The organism is Ancylobacter novellus DSM 506 (assembly GCF_000092925.1).
Lineage (GTDB): Bacteria > Pseudomonadota > Alphaproteobacteria > Rhizobiales > Xanthobacteraceae > Ancylobacter > Ancylobacter novellus.
On sequence record NC_014217.1, the window covers coordinates 1130934 to 1146422 of the forward strand.

Consider the following 15489-nt stretch of genomic DNA (forward strand, 5'->3'; position numbering starts at 1 on the left):
TCACGGCTCCGCAGGTTGTCGGTTGTCGCTGCCGCGTCCGCATAGGATGACTCAGTTCACCGTCGCGCGCACGACGCGCTGCGCGATCTGGTCGATCTGGCGACGCAGCGCCTCGGGCATGCGCGGCTTGAACCGGCCGCTGAGCGACAGGGCGGAGCCGACGATGAAGACCGCCGGTACGAGGTAGACGAACGGGATCACGCTGGGATTGCCGCGAATCTGGTTGATGAGGCCGAAGCTGGTCACCTGCAGCACGATGACGAAGGGCGTCGTCGCCGCAAGGGCGAGGCCGCGGCCTTCGCGCGTCGTGCGCGGCTCGGCGAGCGCGGCGCAGGCGATGCCGAAGAAGGCGAGCACATAGAGCGGCAGCGAGAGGCGGCGGTGCAGCTCCTCCGTGAAGCGGCCGGACTCGAGGATATAGACGTAATCCTTCGGATCGGGGTTGAGCAGCTCGCGGAACGAGCGCTCGGGCGCGCGGTAGACCGCGTTCTCGCCATTCGAGGTGAAGGGCGACAGGTCGAAGGCGTAGCGCTGGAACTCGACCACGTTGCTGTCCGGCTTGCCCGGCGTGCGCCGGTGGATCGCGCCCTCCTCGAGGATGAGAAAGGTGCCGTCCTTGTTGTCGACCACCTGGCCGCGCTCGGCGAGATAGGTGTTGGTCTGCTTCGGGTCACGGGCATCGTTGATGAAGATGCCGCCGAGCACGCCGTTGGCGTTGCGCTCGCGCACATGGAACACCATGCCGTCGGCGAGGGTGGTGAAGCGTCCCGGCTGGGCGATGAAGGCCACGACGTCGGCGCGCACGCGCGAGATCTCATAGCGGAACTGCCGCATCGCCGCCGGCACGAGCTCCAGCGAGAGCACCGAGCAGCATGCCGCCACGATGAGCGCCAGGATCACCAGCGGGCGCAGGAATCGCCAGGTCGAGATGCCGGCCGCGCTCGACACCACGATCTCCGAATCGCTGTTCATGCGGAACAGCGTGTAGGCGACCGCCATGAACAGCGCCGCCGGCGCCAGGCCGAGGATCAGCGCGGGCAGAGCGAGGCTGGTGATGAAGACGAAGGCGAGGATGGTCTGGCCCTGCGTGGTCATGATGTCGAGCTCACGCAGCGCCTGCGTGATCCAGATCATCAGGGTGAGCACGAGCAGCGTTCCGAGGAAGGCCGAGGCGGCCGAACGGAACACGTAGCGGTCCAGGCGGTTCATCGAGCGGCGTTCCCCAATCCTTCTGCCAAACGTCCGCCGCCCTGGCGAGGCCGTCCTCACCCCGATGAATAGATGCCTGTGCGATCGGGCGCAAATCGGGCAGGCCGGCTTTATCGTCGCGCCGGTTTCGGTCTCGTCGCCCGGCGTGCATTCGGCTAAAGAAGGTCGAACGACTGCGAGGCCCCAAGCAAGGTGCGCTAATGCCCGATCATGTGAAGATCAGTTTCGCCAAGCTCCCGAGTTCCCTGGACGGGCTCATCGTGCTGCTCGCGGCCGAGCCGGCCGAGGGCGAAGAGCCCGCGCTCGCGCCCACTGTCGAGGCGCTGCTGGCACCGGCCGGCGACCTCGTGCAGCGCGCCGCGCTGGCGGACCGCTTCACCGGCAAGGCCGGCAAGGCGCTCGACATCGTCGCGCCGGCCGGCCTCGCCGTGCCGCGGCTGCTCGTCGTCGGCGTCGGCAAGGCGGCGGAGCTGAAGCCGTTCGACTGGCTTAAGCTCGGCGGCTCGATCATGGGCCGGCTGCCGGCCTCGGTGAAGGATGTCGGCATCGTGCTGGCGCTCCCCGGCGGCGAGGTGGCGCCCGAGGCGGCGGCCGAGCTCGCGCTGGGCCTCCGGCTGCGCGCCTATTCCTTCGACCGCTACAAGACCAGGAAGAAGCCCGACGAGGCGTCGCCGAAGCCGAAGGTGACTCTTTATATAGAGAATGACTCCGCCGCGAAGCGCGCCTTTAAGAAGCGCGAGGGTATCGGCGAGGGCGTGGTGATCGCCCGCGATCTCGTCAACGAGCCCGCCAACGTGCTCACCCCCAGCGAGTTCGCCAAGCGCGCGGGAGACCTCTCCAAGCTCGGGGTCGACGTCGAGGTGCTCGGCGAGAAGGACCTGCGGAAGCTCGGCATGGGCGCGCTGCTCGGCGTCGGCCAAGGCTCGGAGCAGGAAAGCCGCGTCGTGGTCATGCGCTGGAACGGCGGCAAGTCGGGCGAGGCCCCGGTCGCCTTCGTCGGCAAGGGCGTGGTGTTCGACACTGGCGGCATCTCCATCAAGCAGGCCGCCGGCATGGAGGACATGAAGGGCGACATGGCGGGCGCGGCCTGCGTCGTCGGCCTGATGCACGCGCTCGCCAGCCGCAAGGCCAAGGTGAACGCGGTCGGCCTGATCGGCCTCGTCGAGAACATGCCGGACGGCAATGCGCAGCGGCCGGGCGACATCGTCACCTCCATGTCGGGTCAGACGATCGAGATCATCAACACCGACGCCGAAGGCCGCCTCGTGCTCGGCGACGTGCTCTGGTACGCCAAGGAGCGATTCAAGCCGCAGTTCATGGTCGATCTCGCCACCCTCACCGGCGCGATCATCGTCGCGCTCGGCACCGAGCATGCCGGCCTGTTCTCCAACAACGACACGCTCGCCGAGCGGCTGGCCGATTCGGGGCTGGTGACCGGCGAGAAGGTATGGCGCCTGCCGCTCTCGCCCGAATACGACAAGCTGATCGATTCGAAGTTCGCCGACATGAAGAACACCGGCGGACGCTTCGGCGGCTCGATCACCGCGGCGCAGTTCATCCAGCGCTTCGTCGGCGACGTGCCGTGGGCGCATCTCGACATCGCCGGCACCGGCATGTCCTCGCCGGCGAGCGAGATCAACAAGAGCTGGGGTTCGGGCTGGGGCGTGCGCCTGCTCGACCACCTGGTGGCCAAGCACTACGAATCGTGACGAGCGCCGGGCCGGTTCGCCGGCCCGGGCCTGGTTCAGGGCGCGCCATGACCGAGGTGTTCTTCTATCACCTGCAGAGCCGGCCGCTGGAGGCGGCCCTGCCGCAGCTTCTGGAGAAGTGCCTGGAGCGCGGCTGGCGCTGCACGGTGCAGTCCTCGTCGCCAGAGCGAATCGAGGCCCTCGATCAGCTGCTGTGGACCTATGACGAGGCGTCGTTCCTGCCGCACGGCACCGACCGCCAGCCCGACTCGGGCCGCCAGCCGATTCTGCTCACCACCTCCGAATCGAATCCGAACGGGGCGACGGTGCGATTCTTCATCGACAGCGCCTCCGCCCCCGACCTGTCGCCTTACGCGCGCGTGATTCATCTGTTCGACGGCAACGATTCCGACGCGCTCGACCATGCCCGGACGGCCTGGCGGGAAGCGCGCTCGGCGGGGCACGATGTGGCCTACTGGCAGCAGGGGCCGGACGGGCGCTGGCAGCGGCGCTGAATCGGGCGGGATGGCGGCAGTTGCCGCCACAATCTGTGGCCGGCCCAAAATGGCCCCTCACGTTAAGCCTTGATTCACCACGATTTTCCGCCACTCTCCTTTTGAGCCCGCGTCCAGCCGGGCCGGGTGTGAAAATTGTGTCTCAGTGGCAACACTTCGTTGCCGAATGGGCAGCGCGGGCACTTTCCGGCCACTTTCGCTTTGCACCGCCGGGGCGTTTCGAACAGTATCACCGTGGATGCCGCGCTTTGCGGCGGGTCCTGACAAGCGAAAACCCAACATTGGTCCAATTTGGGGGAGAATGAAGTGAAGACGGTCATCAAGAATGTGCTGCTCGGCTCCGTTGCCGGGCTTGCCATGGTCGGGACTGCTGCGGCGGCCGATCTGCCTGTGAAGGCGAAGGCTGCGGAATATGTGAAGATCTGCTCCACCTACGGCGCTGGCTTCTATTACATTCCGGGCACCGATACCTGCCTTAAGGTCGGCGGCTACGTTACCGCTGACACCTACTGGACGGACGTCGACGTCAAGGATCGATTCAACGGTTTCCAGGTAACCAACCGCCTTGATCCGGACGGGCAGTTCGACTTCACCACCCGCGCCGCGATCCAGCTCGACGCCCGCACGCAGACCGAATACGGCACCCTGCGTTCGTACATCGAAGCCCGCTTCGAGGCCGGTGAGTCGTTCGGCTTCGGTCAGAACGAAGACGGCACCGCTGGTGGCTTCGACGACGTCGGCGGCAGCGATGCCTACCTGAAGTACGGCTACATCCAGTTCGCCGGCTTCACCTTCGGTCGCGCTCAGTCGATGTTCGACTTCTGGGCCGGTGACTTCTGGTACGGCATCCGTCCGGGTAACTTCTACTCGGATACGACGACCCAGCTCGTGGCCTACACCGCTGACTTCGGCAACGGCTTCTCGGCGACGATCTCGCTCGAAGACGCCTACGGTCGTGACGGCGACTTCGGTGGCAACTTCTTCCTGCCGGACTTCGACCTGATCGACGGCCAGCAGGTTCCGGACGTGGTCGCCAACATCGCCTATGAAGGCACCTGGGGCGCCTTCAAGGTGTCGGGCGCCTACCACGACATCGGCGACGTGCTCTTCACCGGCCTTCCGATCTCCAACTCGGATAGCTCGGGCTGGGCGGCTCTGGCCGGCGTGCGCTTCGACTTCGCTGAGACCACCACCCTGTACATCGAAGGCGTGTACGCCGACGGCGCTCCGGGTTACCTCGGCCTGAAGGGCACGATCCCGACCGTCGACGCGATGGGCAACACGGTTTCCGGCTGGTACGTCGGCGGTGCGCTGCAGCACTACTGGACCCCGTCGGTGTTCACCAGCGTGGTCGGCAGCTGGACCGAGACCGACGACTTCTCGATCCTGGACGCTTTCGCGAGCGCGAAGTTCGAGGGCTACAACGTCGGTGCCAACATCGGCTGGATCCCGGTCAAGGGCCTGACCCTCGTCCTCCAGTACGACTACCTGTCGGCTGAGTACAAGGGCACGGACACCTTCTTCCTGCCGCCGGATACGTTCAGCCAGGAGACCACCCAGAACCGCATCACCTTCTCGGCTCGTCGTTCTTTCTGATCTCAGCCGAGATCGGTTCTACGGAAAGCCCCGGCCTTGTGCCGGGGCTTTTTGCTTTTGCAGCCTGCGCAACGAAGGCAGTGCCGCCCGACACCCAAGCGCTGCCGACGGCGGTAACCGCCGCACCTACGGCCGGCGCTTTCAGTGATCGCGGTTGGGAAGTTTCAGGTCCGAGGCGGGAGAATTTCGTCCGACCGCACTGCGGCTTACGCCAGCCTGCTCAAGCAGCGTCGCCGCCCGTCAGCTGAGCGATCGGCTTACGACGCCATCGCCTCGTCGAGCGCGGCGGAGTGCTCAAGCCATTGCTCCTCCGCCTTCACCAGCGCCTCGGCGGCTTCGCCACGTTCGCGGGCGAGGCGCTGGGCCTCGGCGGGCTTGCGCACATAGAGCGTTTCGTCGGCAAGGCTGGCGTCGAGGGTCGCGAGCGTGCGCTCCAGCTTCGCCATCGCGCCCTCGATCTCCTTGATCTTCTTGCGCAGCGGCGCGGTCTCGGCCCGCCGGTCGGCGGCCTGCCGGCGCTCGTCCACACGCGACGCGCCCGCCTCCTTGCGCTGCGACGAGGCAGTACGCCCGACTACCAGCTTCTGGTACTCGTCGAGGTCGCCCTCATAGGGACGCACCGTGCCCTCCGCTACCAGCCAGAGCCGCTCGGCGCTGGCGTCGAGCAAAGAGCGGTCGTGGCTGATCAGGATCACCGCGCCGGGGAAGTCGTTGATCGCCTCCATCAACGCCTGGCGAGCGGCGATATCTAGATGATTAGTCGGCTCATCAAGTATGAGCAGATGCGGCCCATGGAAGGCGGCGAGGCCAAGCAGCAGCCGCGCCTTCTCGCCGCCGGAGAGCGCCGAGATGGTCGTGTTGGCCGTCGCGCCGGAAAAGCCCATCTCGGCCGCGCGGGACCTCACCTTGGCCTCGGGCGCGTCCGGCATCAGTCGGCGGACGTGATCATAGACCGTCTCGCCGGCGACGAGCTCGTCGAGCTGGTGCTGGGCGAGATAGGCGATCTCCAGCCCCGCCGCCCGCACCATGTTTCCACCGAGCGGATCGAGCCGGCCGGCGATCAGCTTGGCGAAGGTCGACTTGCCGTTGCCGTTCGGGCCGAGCAGGGCGATGCGGTCGTCATGATCGATGCGCAGCGTGAGGCCGCGCAGCACCGGCTTGCCCGGCTCATAGCCGGCCGACGCGCTGTCGAGTGTGAGGATGGGCGGGGAGGGGATGCGCGCCGGGTGGCGGATCGAGATGGCCGCCGCCTGCTCGCCCACCGCCTCGGCGATGGGGGCGAGCCTGGCCAGCGCCTTGATCCGCGACTGCGCCTGCTTGGCCTTCGAGGCCTTGGCGCGGAAACGCTCGACGAAGGCTTCCATATGCTTGCGCTTGGCTTCCTGCTTCACCCTCGCCTTCTGGTCGAGCGCCTGCTTTTCCGCCCGCTGGCGCTCGAAGGAATCGTAGCCGCCGCGCCATAGGGTGAGCTTGCCCTGGTCGAGATGCAGGATGAACTGCACGGATTGGTTCAGCAGCTCGCGGTCATGGCTGACGATCAGCACGGTGCGCGGATAGCGGGCGAGATAGTCCTGCAGCCACAGCGTGCCTTCGAGGTCGAGATAGTTGGTCGGCTCGTCGAGCAGCAGGAGGTCCGGCTCGGAGAAAAGGATCGCGGCAAGGGCGACGCGCATGCGCCAGCCGCCGGAGAATTCCGAGCAGGGCCGCTGCTGCGCATCCTCGTCGAAGCCGAGGCCGGCGAGGATGCGCGCGGCGCGGGCCGGGGCGGCATGGGCCTCGATGTCGACGAGGCGCAGCTCGATCTCGGCGATGCGCGCCGGGTCGGTGGCGCCCTCGCGCTCCTTCAGGAGGCGGGCGCGCTCCACATCGGCGGCAAGCACCACGTCGATCAGCTTCTCGGGACCGGCGGGCGCCTCCTGCGCCACCTGGCCGATGCGCGCTCCGGAGGGAATGCGGATGTCGCCGGTCTCGAGCGCGATGTCGCCGGTGATGGCGCGGAACAGCGTGGTCTTGCCGGTGCCGTTGCGCCCGACCAGGCCGACGCGCGCACCGTCCGGCAGGGCAGCGGAGGCATGGTCGATCAAAAGGCGCCCGGCGATGCGCAGCGAGATGTCTTCGAACACGATCATGGGCGTCTTGTGCCGCGTGGCCGGGCGGCCCGCAAGGGCTTGCGGACAAGCGCGGCAGGCACGGTCTATGCTTGCCGCCTGCCGTAGCGGAAATCCGTTTATCCGATCAGGGAGGGTTCGACCGATGTGCATTCCCGGATGCCAGGAAGTCGTGGCGCGGCGGCTGTCGCGCCGGGGTGTGTTCAAGGGCGTTGCGGGCATGGCGACGCTCGCCGGCTTCTCGGCCCTACCGGCCGGCGGCGCCTTCGCCGCGCCGGTGAGCTTCTCGAAGGTGGTCGACCTCACCCATGTGCTCGACCCGTCCTTCCCGACCTATTTCGGCAAGCCGCAGCTGGAGATCCGCCAGCTGTTCAGCTTCGACAAGGACGGCTTCAACCTCAACGAATGGGTGGTGAACGAGCACACCGGCACGCATCTCGACACGCCGTTCCACTTCTCCAAGGACGGGCCGAGCGCCGACGCGCTGCCCATCGAGACGCTTGTGGTGCCGCTGGCGGTGATCGACATAAGGGAGAAGGCTGGCGCCGACCCGGACTACCGGATCACGGCGGGCGACATTACAGCTTGGGAGGCTGCCAACGGCCCGCTGCCGGCGGGCGCCGCGGTGGCGCTCAATTCCGGCTGGGAAGCGCATCTCGGCACCGACAGGTTCCGCAATGCGGATGCCAACGGCACCCTGCATTTCCCCGGCTTCCACGTCGACGTTGCGCCGGTTCTGGCGCAGAAGGGCGTCGCCGGCGTGGTGGTCGACACGCTCTCGCTCGACTATGGCGCCTCGAAGGATTTCGCCTTCCATTACAAATGGCTGGGTTCGGGTCATTGGGGCGTCGAGGCCGCCGCCAACCTTTCCGCTCTGCCGGCGAAGGGCGCGACGCTGGTGGTCGGCGGGCCGAAGATCAAGGGCGCCAGCGGCGGCCTGAGCCGGGTGCTGGCACTGGTGTGAGCGCCGGCCTCACGCCGCCTCCGGCGAGGCGAGGCCGACCTCGCGCTGATAGAGCAGCAGGTCGAGCGAGGGCGTGGCCTCGTTGCCGAGGAAGCTGCTGATCAGCCCGTGCACCTGCCCGCGATGGTGGGTCTGGTGGTTGAAGAAATGATCCAGCACCGTCGCCAGCGGATGGACGAAGCGCTTCCCGGCCGTGTTGCCGTAGCGCAGCCCGGCGAGAAGATCCGTTTCCGTGAGGCCGTCGATATACCGCACGATGCGTGCGTCCTCGGCCTCGCGTGCCCTGGCGAGCTCGGGCCGTGCCTCGAACAGGATGACGTCGAGCCGCGGATAGGTCTCGCCCTCGCCGGTGAAGCGGCGCAGCCAGATGCGGTCGGCGACCAGGAGATGGTTCAGCGTGCCGTGGACCGAGGCGAAGAAGGCGCCGCGGTCGGCACGGAACTGCTCGTCGCTGAGCTCTGCTGCCGCCGCATAGAGCCGGCGATTGGCCCAGGCATTGTAGGCGGCGAAGTCGCGATAGCGGCGCAGGAAGAGGGGATCGGAGGCCATGGCTTTCGGTCCGGCGGGGCGCTGACGGCACCATCCTGCGTCGCGCCGGCGCCGCTTGCCAATTCCATGTGGTGATGGTCGCCATCAGCCCCGCTGGCATCCGGGGCCGATCACGGAGTCTTGACCCGAATCGTTCCGAGGAATCTGTTCGCCACGGGGGTACCGCAGCGCCGATGGTCAGTTCGGCGTCTGCAACGAGGAACAGGCACATGAAGAAATATGTCGCTGAGTTCATCGGCACCGCTGTCCTGGTGCTTTTCGGATGCGGATCGGTCGTGGTGACCGGCTTCGCCGAAGCTTCGCCGGTGTGGTTCCTGGCGGTCGCCTTCGCCTTCGGCCTCTCGGTCACGGCCATGGCCTACGGCATCGGACCGATTTCCGGCTGCCACATCAATCCGGCGGTCAGCGTCGGCGTCTGGGCCGCGGGACGTCTCTCGCCCGGCGACCTCATCGGCTACATCGTGGCGCAGGTGCTCGGGGGCATCGGCGGCGCGGCGCTGCTCTACCTCATCATGTCCGGCAAGATCGGCGGCTTTGACATCGCGACCGCCGGTCTCGGACAGAACGGCTGGGGCGAGGGCTATGGCCGCAACTTCGGCATCTCGACCGCGATCATCGCCGAGCTGGTCGGCACCTTCGTGTTCCTGGTGGTCATCCTCGGCGCGACCAGCAAGGCCGGCACCACGCCGGTGGCGGGCCTCGCCATCGGCCTCACTCTGGTGCTGATCCACATCGTGTTCATCCCGGCGACCGGCGTGTCGGTCAACCCGGCGCGCAGCATCGGTCCGGCGCTGTTCGTGGGCGGCCGGGCCATGGAGCAGCTCTGGCTGTTCGTGGTGATCCCGCCGATCGGCGCACTGATCGCCGGTCTCCTGTTCAAGGCCAAGGTGCTCGAGGACTGACCGCGGCAAAAGCAACCGCGACGCAATAAACCCCGGTCCTGCGAGGAACAGGACCGGGGTTTTTCGAGTGCCGTCCGGGTCGGCGGAAACGGCCGGCGCTCGGCAATCCGTTGCCGGATGCGCCCATCATGCCCGCGCCGGCGCAACGGCGGCTGAACGCGCCGTTGGCTACTGTTCATCTGGGAAGGGTAGGGCCCAAAAAGGTGCCCCGGCTCCCTGGGGGAGGAGCCGGGGCTTTATTGGCTCGCGTGGGGCTTGGGGGAGTGGGGATGCCGCGAGCCGAGCCGTGAAACCTTGAAACGTCAGTAGCAGACCGCGCGTTCGACCTGGACCATACGGCCCGCGTCGCTCATCCAGCGGCTCTGCGTGACGCAATCGCCGGCGACGGGTTCGGCCGGAATCTCGACCGTGGCGACCGGCACCTGACGCTTGAAATATCCCGTGGCGGATGCCGCGCCGATAAACAGGACCGCAAAGCCCATGGCGGCAGCAACAGCGCTGATGACAACGGTCTTGAACATGCGCGACCTCATCCACCACCCGGTGGAGGGCCACCGGCGTTCTAAACCTTCATCAATCCACTCTCGACTGCAGAACGGGACACAGGGGCCTCATGCTCGCCTGTGCTGCCGCTATTCGTGGCCTGCACAGCGGAACGAAACAATACGCGTTCGTTCATACGTGTTTGCCTCAACCCGATCCGTTAACGTGTCCTTAACGTGCGCATCGCCGGTAAAGTTCCAAGACCCATTCATGAAGTCGTGATCGACTTTATTCGGCGAATACGCAGCGGCGCTCGCGCACCATGCGCGGAGTGCCGTCGGTGAAGACCGCGCGGCGCTCCATGAAGCAGGTCTGGTAGCCTTGTGGACGCGCCGGCCCGTAAAGGGTGCCGGTGGTCGCGTCGGCCACGGTCAGGAACGGCAGGGCGGCGAAGCCGACCAGAACCGCTGCAACGCCCAATACGGCGATGACGACCTTCTTCATCTTTGTATTCCGCTGCTGCGACCCGACCGACCACTTGGTCCGTTAAGCAAATGGTCCTGAAACGGTTCCTCCGCAATGGAGGTCCTTGCCTACCCGCACGGCCTTGTGATTGGGGGCGCAGGCAGGGGCGGGAAAGCGCCGCGCCAAGGCTCATCTTGTCGGGATCGGGAGGCGCCGCTATAAGCCCGGGCGAACCCACGCCCCCAATGCTTTCAGGAAAAGAACCATGGCGCTCGAGCGCACCTTTTCGATCCTCAAGCCCGACGCGACCAAGCGCAATCTCACGGGCGCCATCAACGCCTATATCGAGAAGGCGGGCCTGCGCATCGTCGCGCAGAAGCGCATGCTTCTGACCCGCGGCCAGGCCGAGACCTTCTACGCGGTGCACAAGGAGCGCCCCTTCTTCGGCGAGCTCGTCGACTTCATGATCTCCGGCCCCATCGTGGTGCAGGTGCTGGAAGGCGAGAACGCGGTCGCCAAGTATCGCGAAGTGATGGGCGCGACCAACCCGGCCAACGCGGCCGAGGGTACCATCCGCAAGGATTTCGCCCTCTCGGTCGGCGAGAATTCGGCGCATGGCTCGGACAGCGCCGAGAATGCCCAGATCGAGATCGCCCAGTTCTTCTCGGGCAACGAGATCGTCGGCTGAGGCGCCCAGTCTTCATTTGCGCCTTCCGCTGAGTTCATGCCCCGCCGGATACCTCCGGCGGGGCATTTTCATTGCAGGGCAGCGTCGGTACTGTGCGGCTGCAGCATGGCAAAAGCAGGAAAATCGGACGCTTTGGCTCCGAACCCCTTGGCCACCTCATAGATTATTATGTATGTTGCGCAGATTGGCGCTGCGGGGGTCCGGCCACGGAGAAGTGGCCCGCAGCGGGGATTGCCTTTATGGCGCGCCAAGAGCGCCCGGGAGTGGGCCCGCCGGAGCCACCTCCTCTTGCCTCACCGTAGCACGGCGCGCCAACGCCGATTGAAACACATTTCAGTCTCGTCCGGAGAAGGGCGGGAGGTGAGGGAACGAGGACGATGAACTATCTTGAGCCGCTTTTCTGGCTGGCACTCCTGAAAATCATCTGGATCAACGTGCTGTTGTCGGGCGACAACGCCGTGGTCATCGCCATGGCCTGCCGGTCGCTTCCCGACCGCATGCGCCGTACCGGCATGATCCTCGGCGCCGCCGTCGCCGTCGGCATGCGCGTGGTGTTCACCGCCATCATCGCCGTGCTGCTCGGCCTGCCCTGGCTGCGCATCGTCGGCTCGCTGGCGCTGCTCTACATCGCGGTCGACCTGGTGCTGCCGGAAGAGGGCGAGGAGGGCGGCGTCGCCGCGCATGACAGCCTGTGGCGCGCGGTGGGCACCATTGCGGTCGCCGACCTGGTGATGAGCCTCGACAACGTCGTCGCCATCGCCGCGGTGGCGGACGGCAACTGGACGCTGATCGTGATCGGCCTCGTCATCTCGATCCCGATGATCATCGCCGGCGCGGCGCTGATCATGAGCCTGCTCTCGCGCTTCCCCGTCCTGGTCTGGGCCGGTGCGGCGTTGCTCGGCTGGGTCGCCGGCGAGATGTTCGTCTCCGATATCAAGGTGCTGGAGTATTTTGGCGAGACCGTCGTGCATCACTTCGAGTACGTCGCTGCGGCGCTCGGTGCGGTGCTGGTCGTGGGCATCGGCTGGACCCTGGGCCGGCTGCGCCGCACCGCGCATTCCGCGGAGACGCACTGACAGCCTGGCCGGACGTTCCCTTCCGCCGGCGCGCCCGCGACGTCACACGTCGCGGGCGCTGTCGGTTTAGGCGCTCAAAACTGGCGTACTTAATAAGGTATGCCAGAGAAAGGGCCGCCTTAAGGGCTGGAACTTCCTGCGCCACGGACTAACATTTTTGACGAGCTGAGAGGAAACGATGGATTTCACGAGCCCTGTCTTCTGGGTCGCATTGCTCCAGATCATCTGGATCGACCTGCTGCTCTCCGGCGACAACGCGGTCGTCATCGCGCTTGCCTGCCGCTCGCTGCCGGAGAAGCAGCGCAAATGGGGCATCCTGCTGGGCGCCGGCGCGGCCGTCGGCCTGCGCATCCTGTTCGCCCTGGCAGTCTCCTTCCTGCTCGGCGTGCCCTTCCTCAAGGTCGTCGGCGCGCTGCTGCTGTTCTGGATCGCCATCAAGCTGGTGCTCGACGAGGGCGGCGAGGGTCATCACGTTGAGAGCGCGGACAGCCTCTGGAAGGCCGTGCGCACTATCGCCATCGCCGATGCCGTGATGAGCCTCGACAACGTGGTCGCCATCGCCGCCGCGGCGCGCGGCCATGCCGAGCTGTTCATCTTCGGCCTGCTGCTCACCATCCCGCTGATCATCTTCGGCTCGCAACTGATCCTGAAGCTGATCTCGCGCTTCCCGATCCTGGTCTGGTTCGGCGCGGCGCTGCTCGGCTGGATCGCCGGCGAGATGCTGGTGAGCGACAAGGTGGCGCTGGAGACCATGCAGGGCTTCTCCTCCGATCTGGTCGAGCGGATCGACGATCCGGAAGACCCGGTCGGCCTGAAGCCGTCCGCGCTGCCGCACTACCTTGCGGCGGTGATCGGCGCGACCTTCGTGGTTGCCTTCGGCTGGATCGTGAAGAGCCGCCGCACGGAAGCCCCGGCCCACTGAGGCCGACCTTCCCGCTGCGGGTGTAAAACGAATGAGCGCTCCGCTACGATGCTGGCGGAGCGCTTTTTCATGAATCAGCATACGCCTGTCCGTACCGGCTATTCCGCCTGCCCGCATGACTGCCCCTCGACCTGCGCGCTGGAGATCGACATCTCCGGCGGGCGTATCGGGCGCGTGCGCGGCTCGCGTGACAACTCCTTCACCGCCGGCGTCATCTGCGCCAAGGTCGCCCGCTATGCCGAGCGCGCGAACCATCCCGACCGGTTGACGCAGCCGCTGCGCCGCACGGGCGCGAAGAGCGAGGGCGCCTTCGCGCCCATCTCCTGGGACGAGGCGCTGGATGAGATCGCGCACCGCTTCCGCGAGGCCGAGCGGGAGCACGGTTCCGAGGCGGTGTGGCCCTATTATTATGCCGGCACCATGGGGCTGGTGATGCGCGACGGCATCAACCGGTTGACCCACGCCAAGAACTATTCGCGTTTCTTCTCCTCGATCTGCGTCAACCCGGCCTGGAGCGGCTTCCTCGCCGGCACCGGCCGGCTTGCCGGCCCGGACCCGCGCGAGATGGCGAAATCCGACCTCGTGGTGATCTGGGGTACCAACCCGGTCTCCACCCAGATCAACGTGATGGCCCACGCCACCCGCGCCCGGAAGGAGCGCGGGGCGAAGATCGCGGTCGTCGACGTCTACAACTCCCCGACCATGGAGCAGGCCGACATCCCGGTGCTGATCCGCCCCGGCACGGATGGCGCGTTGGCCTGCGCGGTCATGCATGTCCTGTTCAGGGACGGCTTCGCCGACCGTGCCTATCTCAATGAATTTGCTGACGATTCCGCCGGTCTTGAATCACATCTTCAAGAACGCACGCCGGAATGGGCGGCGGCCATCACCGGCATGCCGGCAGACGAGATTGAAGCCTTCGCGCAAGCCATTGGCCGGACTCCGAAAACCTTCATCCGCGCCGGCTACGGCTTCACCCGCTCGCGCAACGGCGCGGTGGCGATGCATGCGGTGAGCTGCATTCCGACCGTTACCGGCGCGTGGAAGCACGAGGGCGGCGGCGCCTTCCATTCCAACAGCGCGATCTACCGCTGGAACAAGCGGATGGTGGAGGGGCGGGACATCAAGGTCACCTCCCGCGAGCTCGACCAGTCGCGCATCGGCGACATCCTCACCGGCGATCCGGAGGCGCTGCTCGGCGGGCCGCCGGTGACGGCCATGCTGATCCAGAACACCAACCCGGTCTCCATCGCCCCGGACCAGGAGAAGGTGCGGCGCGGCTTTGCCCGCGAGGACCTGTTCGTCGCCGTGCACGAGCAGTTCATGACCGAGACTGCGCGCATGGCCGACATCGTGCTGCCGGCGACCATGTTCACCGAGCATGACGACCTCTATCAGGGCGGCGGCAACCAATATGTCATCCTCGGCCCCAAGCTGGTCGAGCCGCTGGGCGAGTGCCGCACCAATCACGAGGTGATCTGCGCGCTGGCCGAGCGCCTCGGCGCCGAGCATCAGGGCTTCCAGATGAGCCCGCGTGAGCACATCGACTGGATGCTGCAGGCGACCGGGCGCGGCACGGTGGAGGAACTGGAGGAGAAGCGCTTCCTCGACATCCAGCCGGATTTCGAGACGGCGCATTATCTCAAGGGCTTCGCCTGGCCGGACGGCAAGTTCCGGCTGAGGCCCGACTGGGCCAAGGTACCGTTCTCCGCGCCCGGTCGCTTCGGGCCGCACACGGCGATGCCGGAATGGCCGGACCACTGGGCGGTGATCGAGGAGGCGACAGAGGAGTATCCCTTCCGCCTCGTGACCTCGCCGGCGCGTTCCTTCCTCAATTCCAGCTTCACCGAGACGCCGGGCTCGCTCAATCGCGAGAAGCGCCCGGAATTGATGATCCATCCCGAAGACGCCGTGGCGCTCGGCGTGGAGGAGGGGGGGCTGGTGCGCGTCGCCAGCCCGCGCGGCGAGGTGCTGCTGCACGCAAAACTGTTCGACGGGCTGCGGCGCGGCGTGGTGGTGGCGGAATCGATCTGGCCGAACAGGGCGCATCAGGACGGGCGCGGCATCAACAGTCTCACTGGCGCCGACCCCGTCGCCCCGTTCGGCGGCGCCGCGCTGCACGACAACAGGGTGCGGATCGGGAAGGCGTGAGGGACGGGCGTCGTCGCCTGTACGCCGTCATGGCCGGGCCAAGCCCGGCCATGACGGCCCTCGGGATGCCGATCTCCCTACTAAAGTCGCGCCGCCCACGTGCGAATTGAAAACGTCCTGAAACACATCTCCCTTATCCGCCACGGCCGGGGCCAGAGCGTTCGAGGTGTCTT

General features: G+C 66.6%; 14 protein-coding genes. 9 read left to right on the forward strand and 5 right to left on the reverse strand.

Translation table 11 applies throughout. From position 1 onward, the window contains the following. Positions 1-51: 51 nt before the first annotated feature. A complete protein-coding gene (gene lptF, locus SNOV_RS05490) occupies positions 52-1209 on the reverse strand; it encodes an LPS export ABC transporter permease LptF (RefSeq protein ID WP_013165921.1) in 1158 nt (385 codons plus the stop codon). Between the two features lie 200 nt (positions 1210-1409). Between lptF and SNOV_RS05495 the strand changes: the two genes are divergently transcribed. The 3 genes from SNOV_RS05495 (at position 1410) to SNOV_RS05505 (ending at position 5008) form a co-directional block, all read left to right on the forward strand. Further along, positions 1410-2918: a leucyl aminopeptidase gene (locus SNOV_RS05495; protein ID WP_013165922.1), complete on the forward strand. Its 1509-nt coding sequence runs from the start codon at positions 1410-1412 to the stop codon at positions 2916-2918. 47 nt (positions 2919-2965) lie between these two features. Beyond that, the gene (locus SNOV_RS05500; protein WP_013165923.1) at positions 2966-3412 is read left to right on the forward strand and encodes a DNA polymerase III subunit chi; all 447 of its coding nucleotides are present in this window, start codon (positions 2966-2968) and stop codon (positions 3410-3412) included. A 306-nt stretch (positions 3413-3718) separates the two neighbouring features. Beyond that, positions 3719-5008, forward strand: a complete 1290-nt coding sequence (locus SNOV_RS05505; protein WP_013165924.1) for a porin — start codon at positions 3719-3721, stop codon at positions 5006-5008. Between the two features lie 257 nt (positions 5009-5265). Here SNOV_RS05505 and SNOV_RS05510 read toward each other — a convergent pair whose 3' ends face one another. Next, positions 5266-7137 carry an ABC-F family ATP-binding cassette domain-containing protein gene (locus SNOV_RS05510; RefSeq protein ID WP_013165925.1) on the reverse strand — a complete coding sequence of 624 codons (1872 nt, stop codon included), beginning with the start codon at positions 7135-7137 and terminating at the stop codon, positions 5266-5268. Between the two features lie 124 nt (positions 7138-7261). Here SNOV_RS05510 and SNOV_RS05515 point away from each other — a divergent pair, with 124 nt between their 5' ends. After that, a complete protein-coding gene (locus SNOV_RS05515; RefSeq protein ID WP_013165926.1) occupies positions 7262-8080 on the forward strand; it encodes a cyclase family protein in 819 nt (272 codons plus the stop codon). A 9-nt stretch (positions 8081-8089) separates the two neighbouring features. On the opposite strand, the gene SNOV_RS05520 is transcribed toward SNOV_RS05515, so the two are convergent. Continuing rightward, positions 8090-8629 carry a DinB family protein gene (locus SNOV_RS05520; RefSeq protein ID WP_013165927.1) on the reverse strand — a complete coding sequence of 180 codons (540 nt, stop codon included), beginning with the start codon at positions 8627-8629 and terminating at the stop codon, positions 8090-8092. 209 nt (positions 8630-8838) lie between these two features. Between SNOV_RS05520 and SNOV_RS05525 the strand changes: the two genes are divergently transcribed. After that, positions 8839-9531, forward strand: coding sequence for an aquaporin (locus SNOV_RS05525; RefSeq protein WP_013165928.1), 693 nt, complete (start codon positions 8839-8841; stop codon positions 9529-9531). A gap of 302 nt (positions 9532-9833) precedes the next feature. On the opposite strand, the gene SNOV_RS05530 is transcribed toward SNOV_RS05525, so the two are convergent. Continuing rightward, the gene (locus SNOV_RS05530; RefSeq protein ID WP_013165929.1) at positions 9834-10052 is read right to left on the reverse strand and encodes a hypothetical protein; all 219 of its coding nucleotides are present in this window, start codon (positions 10050-10052) and stop codon (positions 9834-9836) included. Between the two features lie 250 nt (positions 10053-10302). Next, the gene (locus SNOV_RS05535; protein ID WP_013165930.1) at positions 10303-10518 is read right to left on the reverse strand and encodes a hypothetical protein; all 216 of its coding nucleotides are present in this window, start codon (positions 10516-10518) and stop codon (positions 10303-10305) included. Positions 10519-10744: 226 nt separating this feature from the next. Between SNOV_RS05535 and ndk the strand changes: the two genes are divergently transcribed. From ndk to SNOV_RS05555, 4 genes are all read left to right on the forward strand, one after another. After that, a complete protein-coding gene (ndk, locus tag SNOV_RS05540; RefSeq protein ID WP_013165931.1) occupies positions 10745-11167 on the forward strand; it encodes a nucleoside-diphosphate kinase in 423 nt (140 codons plus the stop codon). A 377-nt stretch (positions 11168-11544) separates the two neighbouring features. Further along, entirely contained in the window at positions 11545-12243 is a 699-nt protein-coding gene (locus SNOV_RS05545) for a TerC family protein (protein WP_013165932.1), read from the forward strand. A 178-nt stretch (positions 12244-12421) separates the two neighbouring features. Further along, positions 12422-13165: a TerC family protein gene (locus tag SNOV_RS05550; RefSeq protein WP_013165933.1), complete on the forward strand. Its 744-nt coding sequence runs from the start codon at positions 12422-12424 to the stop codon at positions 13163-13165. 69 nt (positions 13166-13234) lie between these two features. Then, on the forward strand, positions 13235-15316 hold the full coding sequence (locus tag SNOV_RS05555) for a molybdopterin-containing oxidoreductase family protein (protein ID WP_013165934.1): 2082 nt from the start codon (positions 13235-13237) through the stop codon (positions 15314-15316). Positions 15317-15489 lie beyond the last annotated feature (173 nt).

What these genes read in the sequence shown, in the direction of transcription:
- SNOV_RS05555 (WP_013165934.1), top strand. Translation starts at nt 13,235, where the DNA reads ATGAATCAGCATACGCCTGTCCGTACCGGCTATTCCGCCTGCCCGCAT.
- SNOV_RS05500 (WP_013165923.1), top strand. Translation starts at nt 2,966, where the DNA reads ATGACCGAGGTGTTCTTCTATCACCTGCAGAGCCGGCCGCTGGAGGCG.
- SNOV_RS05545 (WP_013165932.1), top strand. Translation starts at nt 11,545, where the DNA reads ATGAACTATCTTGAGCCGCTTTTCTGGCTGGCACTCCTGAAAATCATC.
- SNOV_RS05525 (WP_013165928.1), top strand. Translation starts at nt 8,839, where the DNA reads ATGAAGAAATATGTCGCTGAGTTCATCGGCACCGCTGTCCTGGTGCTT.
- SNOV_RS05495 (WP_013165922.1), top strand. Translation starts at nt 1,410, where the DNA reads ATGCCCGATCATGTGAAGATCAGTTTCGCCAAGCTCCCGAGTTCCCTG.
- SNOV_RS05535 (WP_013165930.1), bottom strand. Translation starts at nt 10,518, where the DNA reads ATGAAGAAGGTCGTCATCGCCGTATTGGGCGTTGCAGCGGTTCTGGTC.
- lptF (WP_013165921.1), bottom strand. Translation starts at nt 1,209, where the DNA reads ATGAACCGCCTGGACCGCTACGTGTTCCGTTCGGCCGCCTCGGCCTTC.
- ndk (WP_013165931.1), top strand. Translation starts at nt 10,745, where the DNA reads ATGGCGCTCGAGCGCACCTTTTCGATCCTCAAGCCCGACGCGACCAAG.
- SNOV_RS05550 (WP_013165933.1), top strand. Translation starts at nt 12,422, where the DNA reads ATGGATTTCACGAGCCCTGTCTTCTGGGTCGCATTGCTCCAGATCATC.
- SNOV_RS05520 (WP_013165927.1), bottom strand. Translation starts at nt 8,629, where the DNA reads ATGGCCTCCGATCCCCTCTTCCTGCGCCGCTATCGCGACTTCGCCGCC.
- SNOV_RS05510 (WP_013165925.1), bottom strand. Translation starts at nt 7,137, where the DNA reads ATGATCGTGTTCGAAGACATCTCGCTGCGCATCGCCGGGCGCCTTTTG.
- SNOV_RS05530 (WP_013165929.1), bottom strand. Translation starts at nt 10,052, where the DNA reads ATGTTCAAGACCGTTGTCATCAGCGCTGTTGCTGCCGCCATGGGCTTT.
- SNOV_RS05515 (WP_013165926.1), top strand. Translation starts at nt 7,262, where the DNA reads ATGTGCATTCCCGGATGCCAGGAAGTCGTGGCGCGGCGGCTGTCGCGC.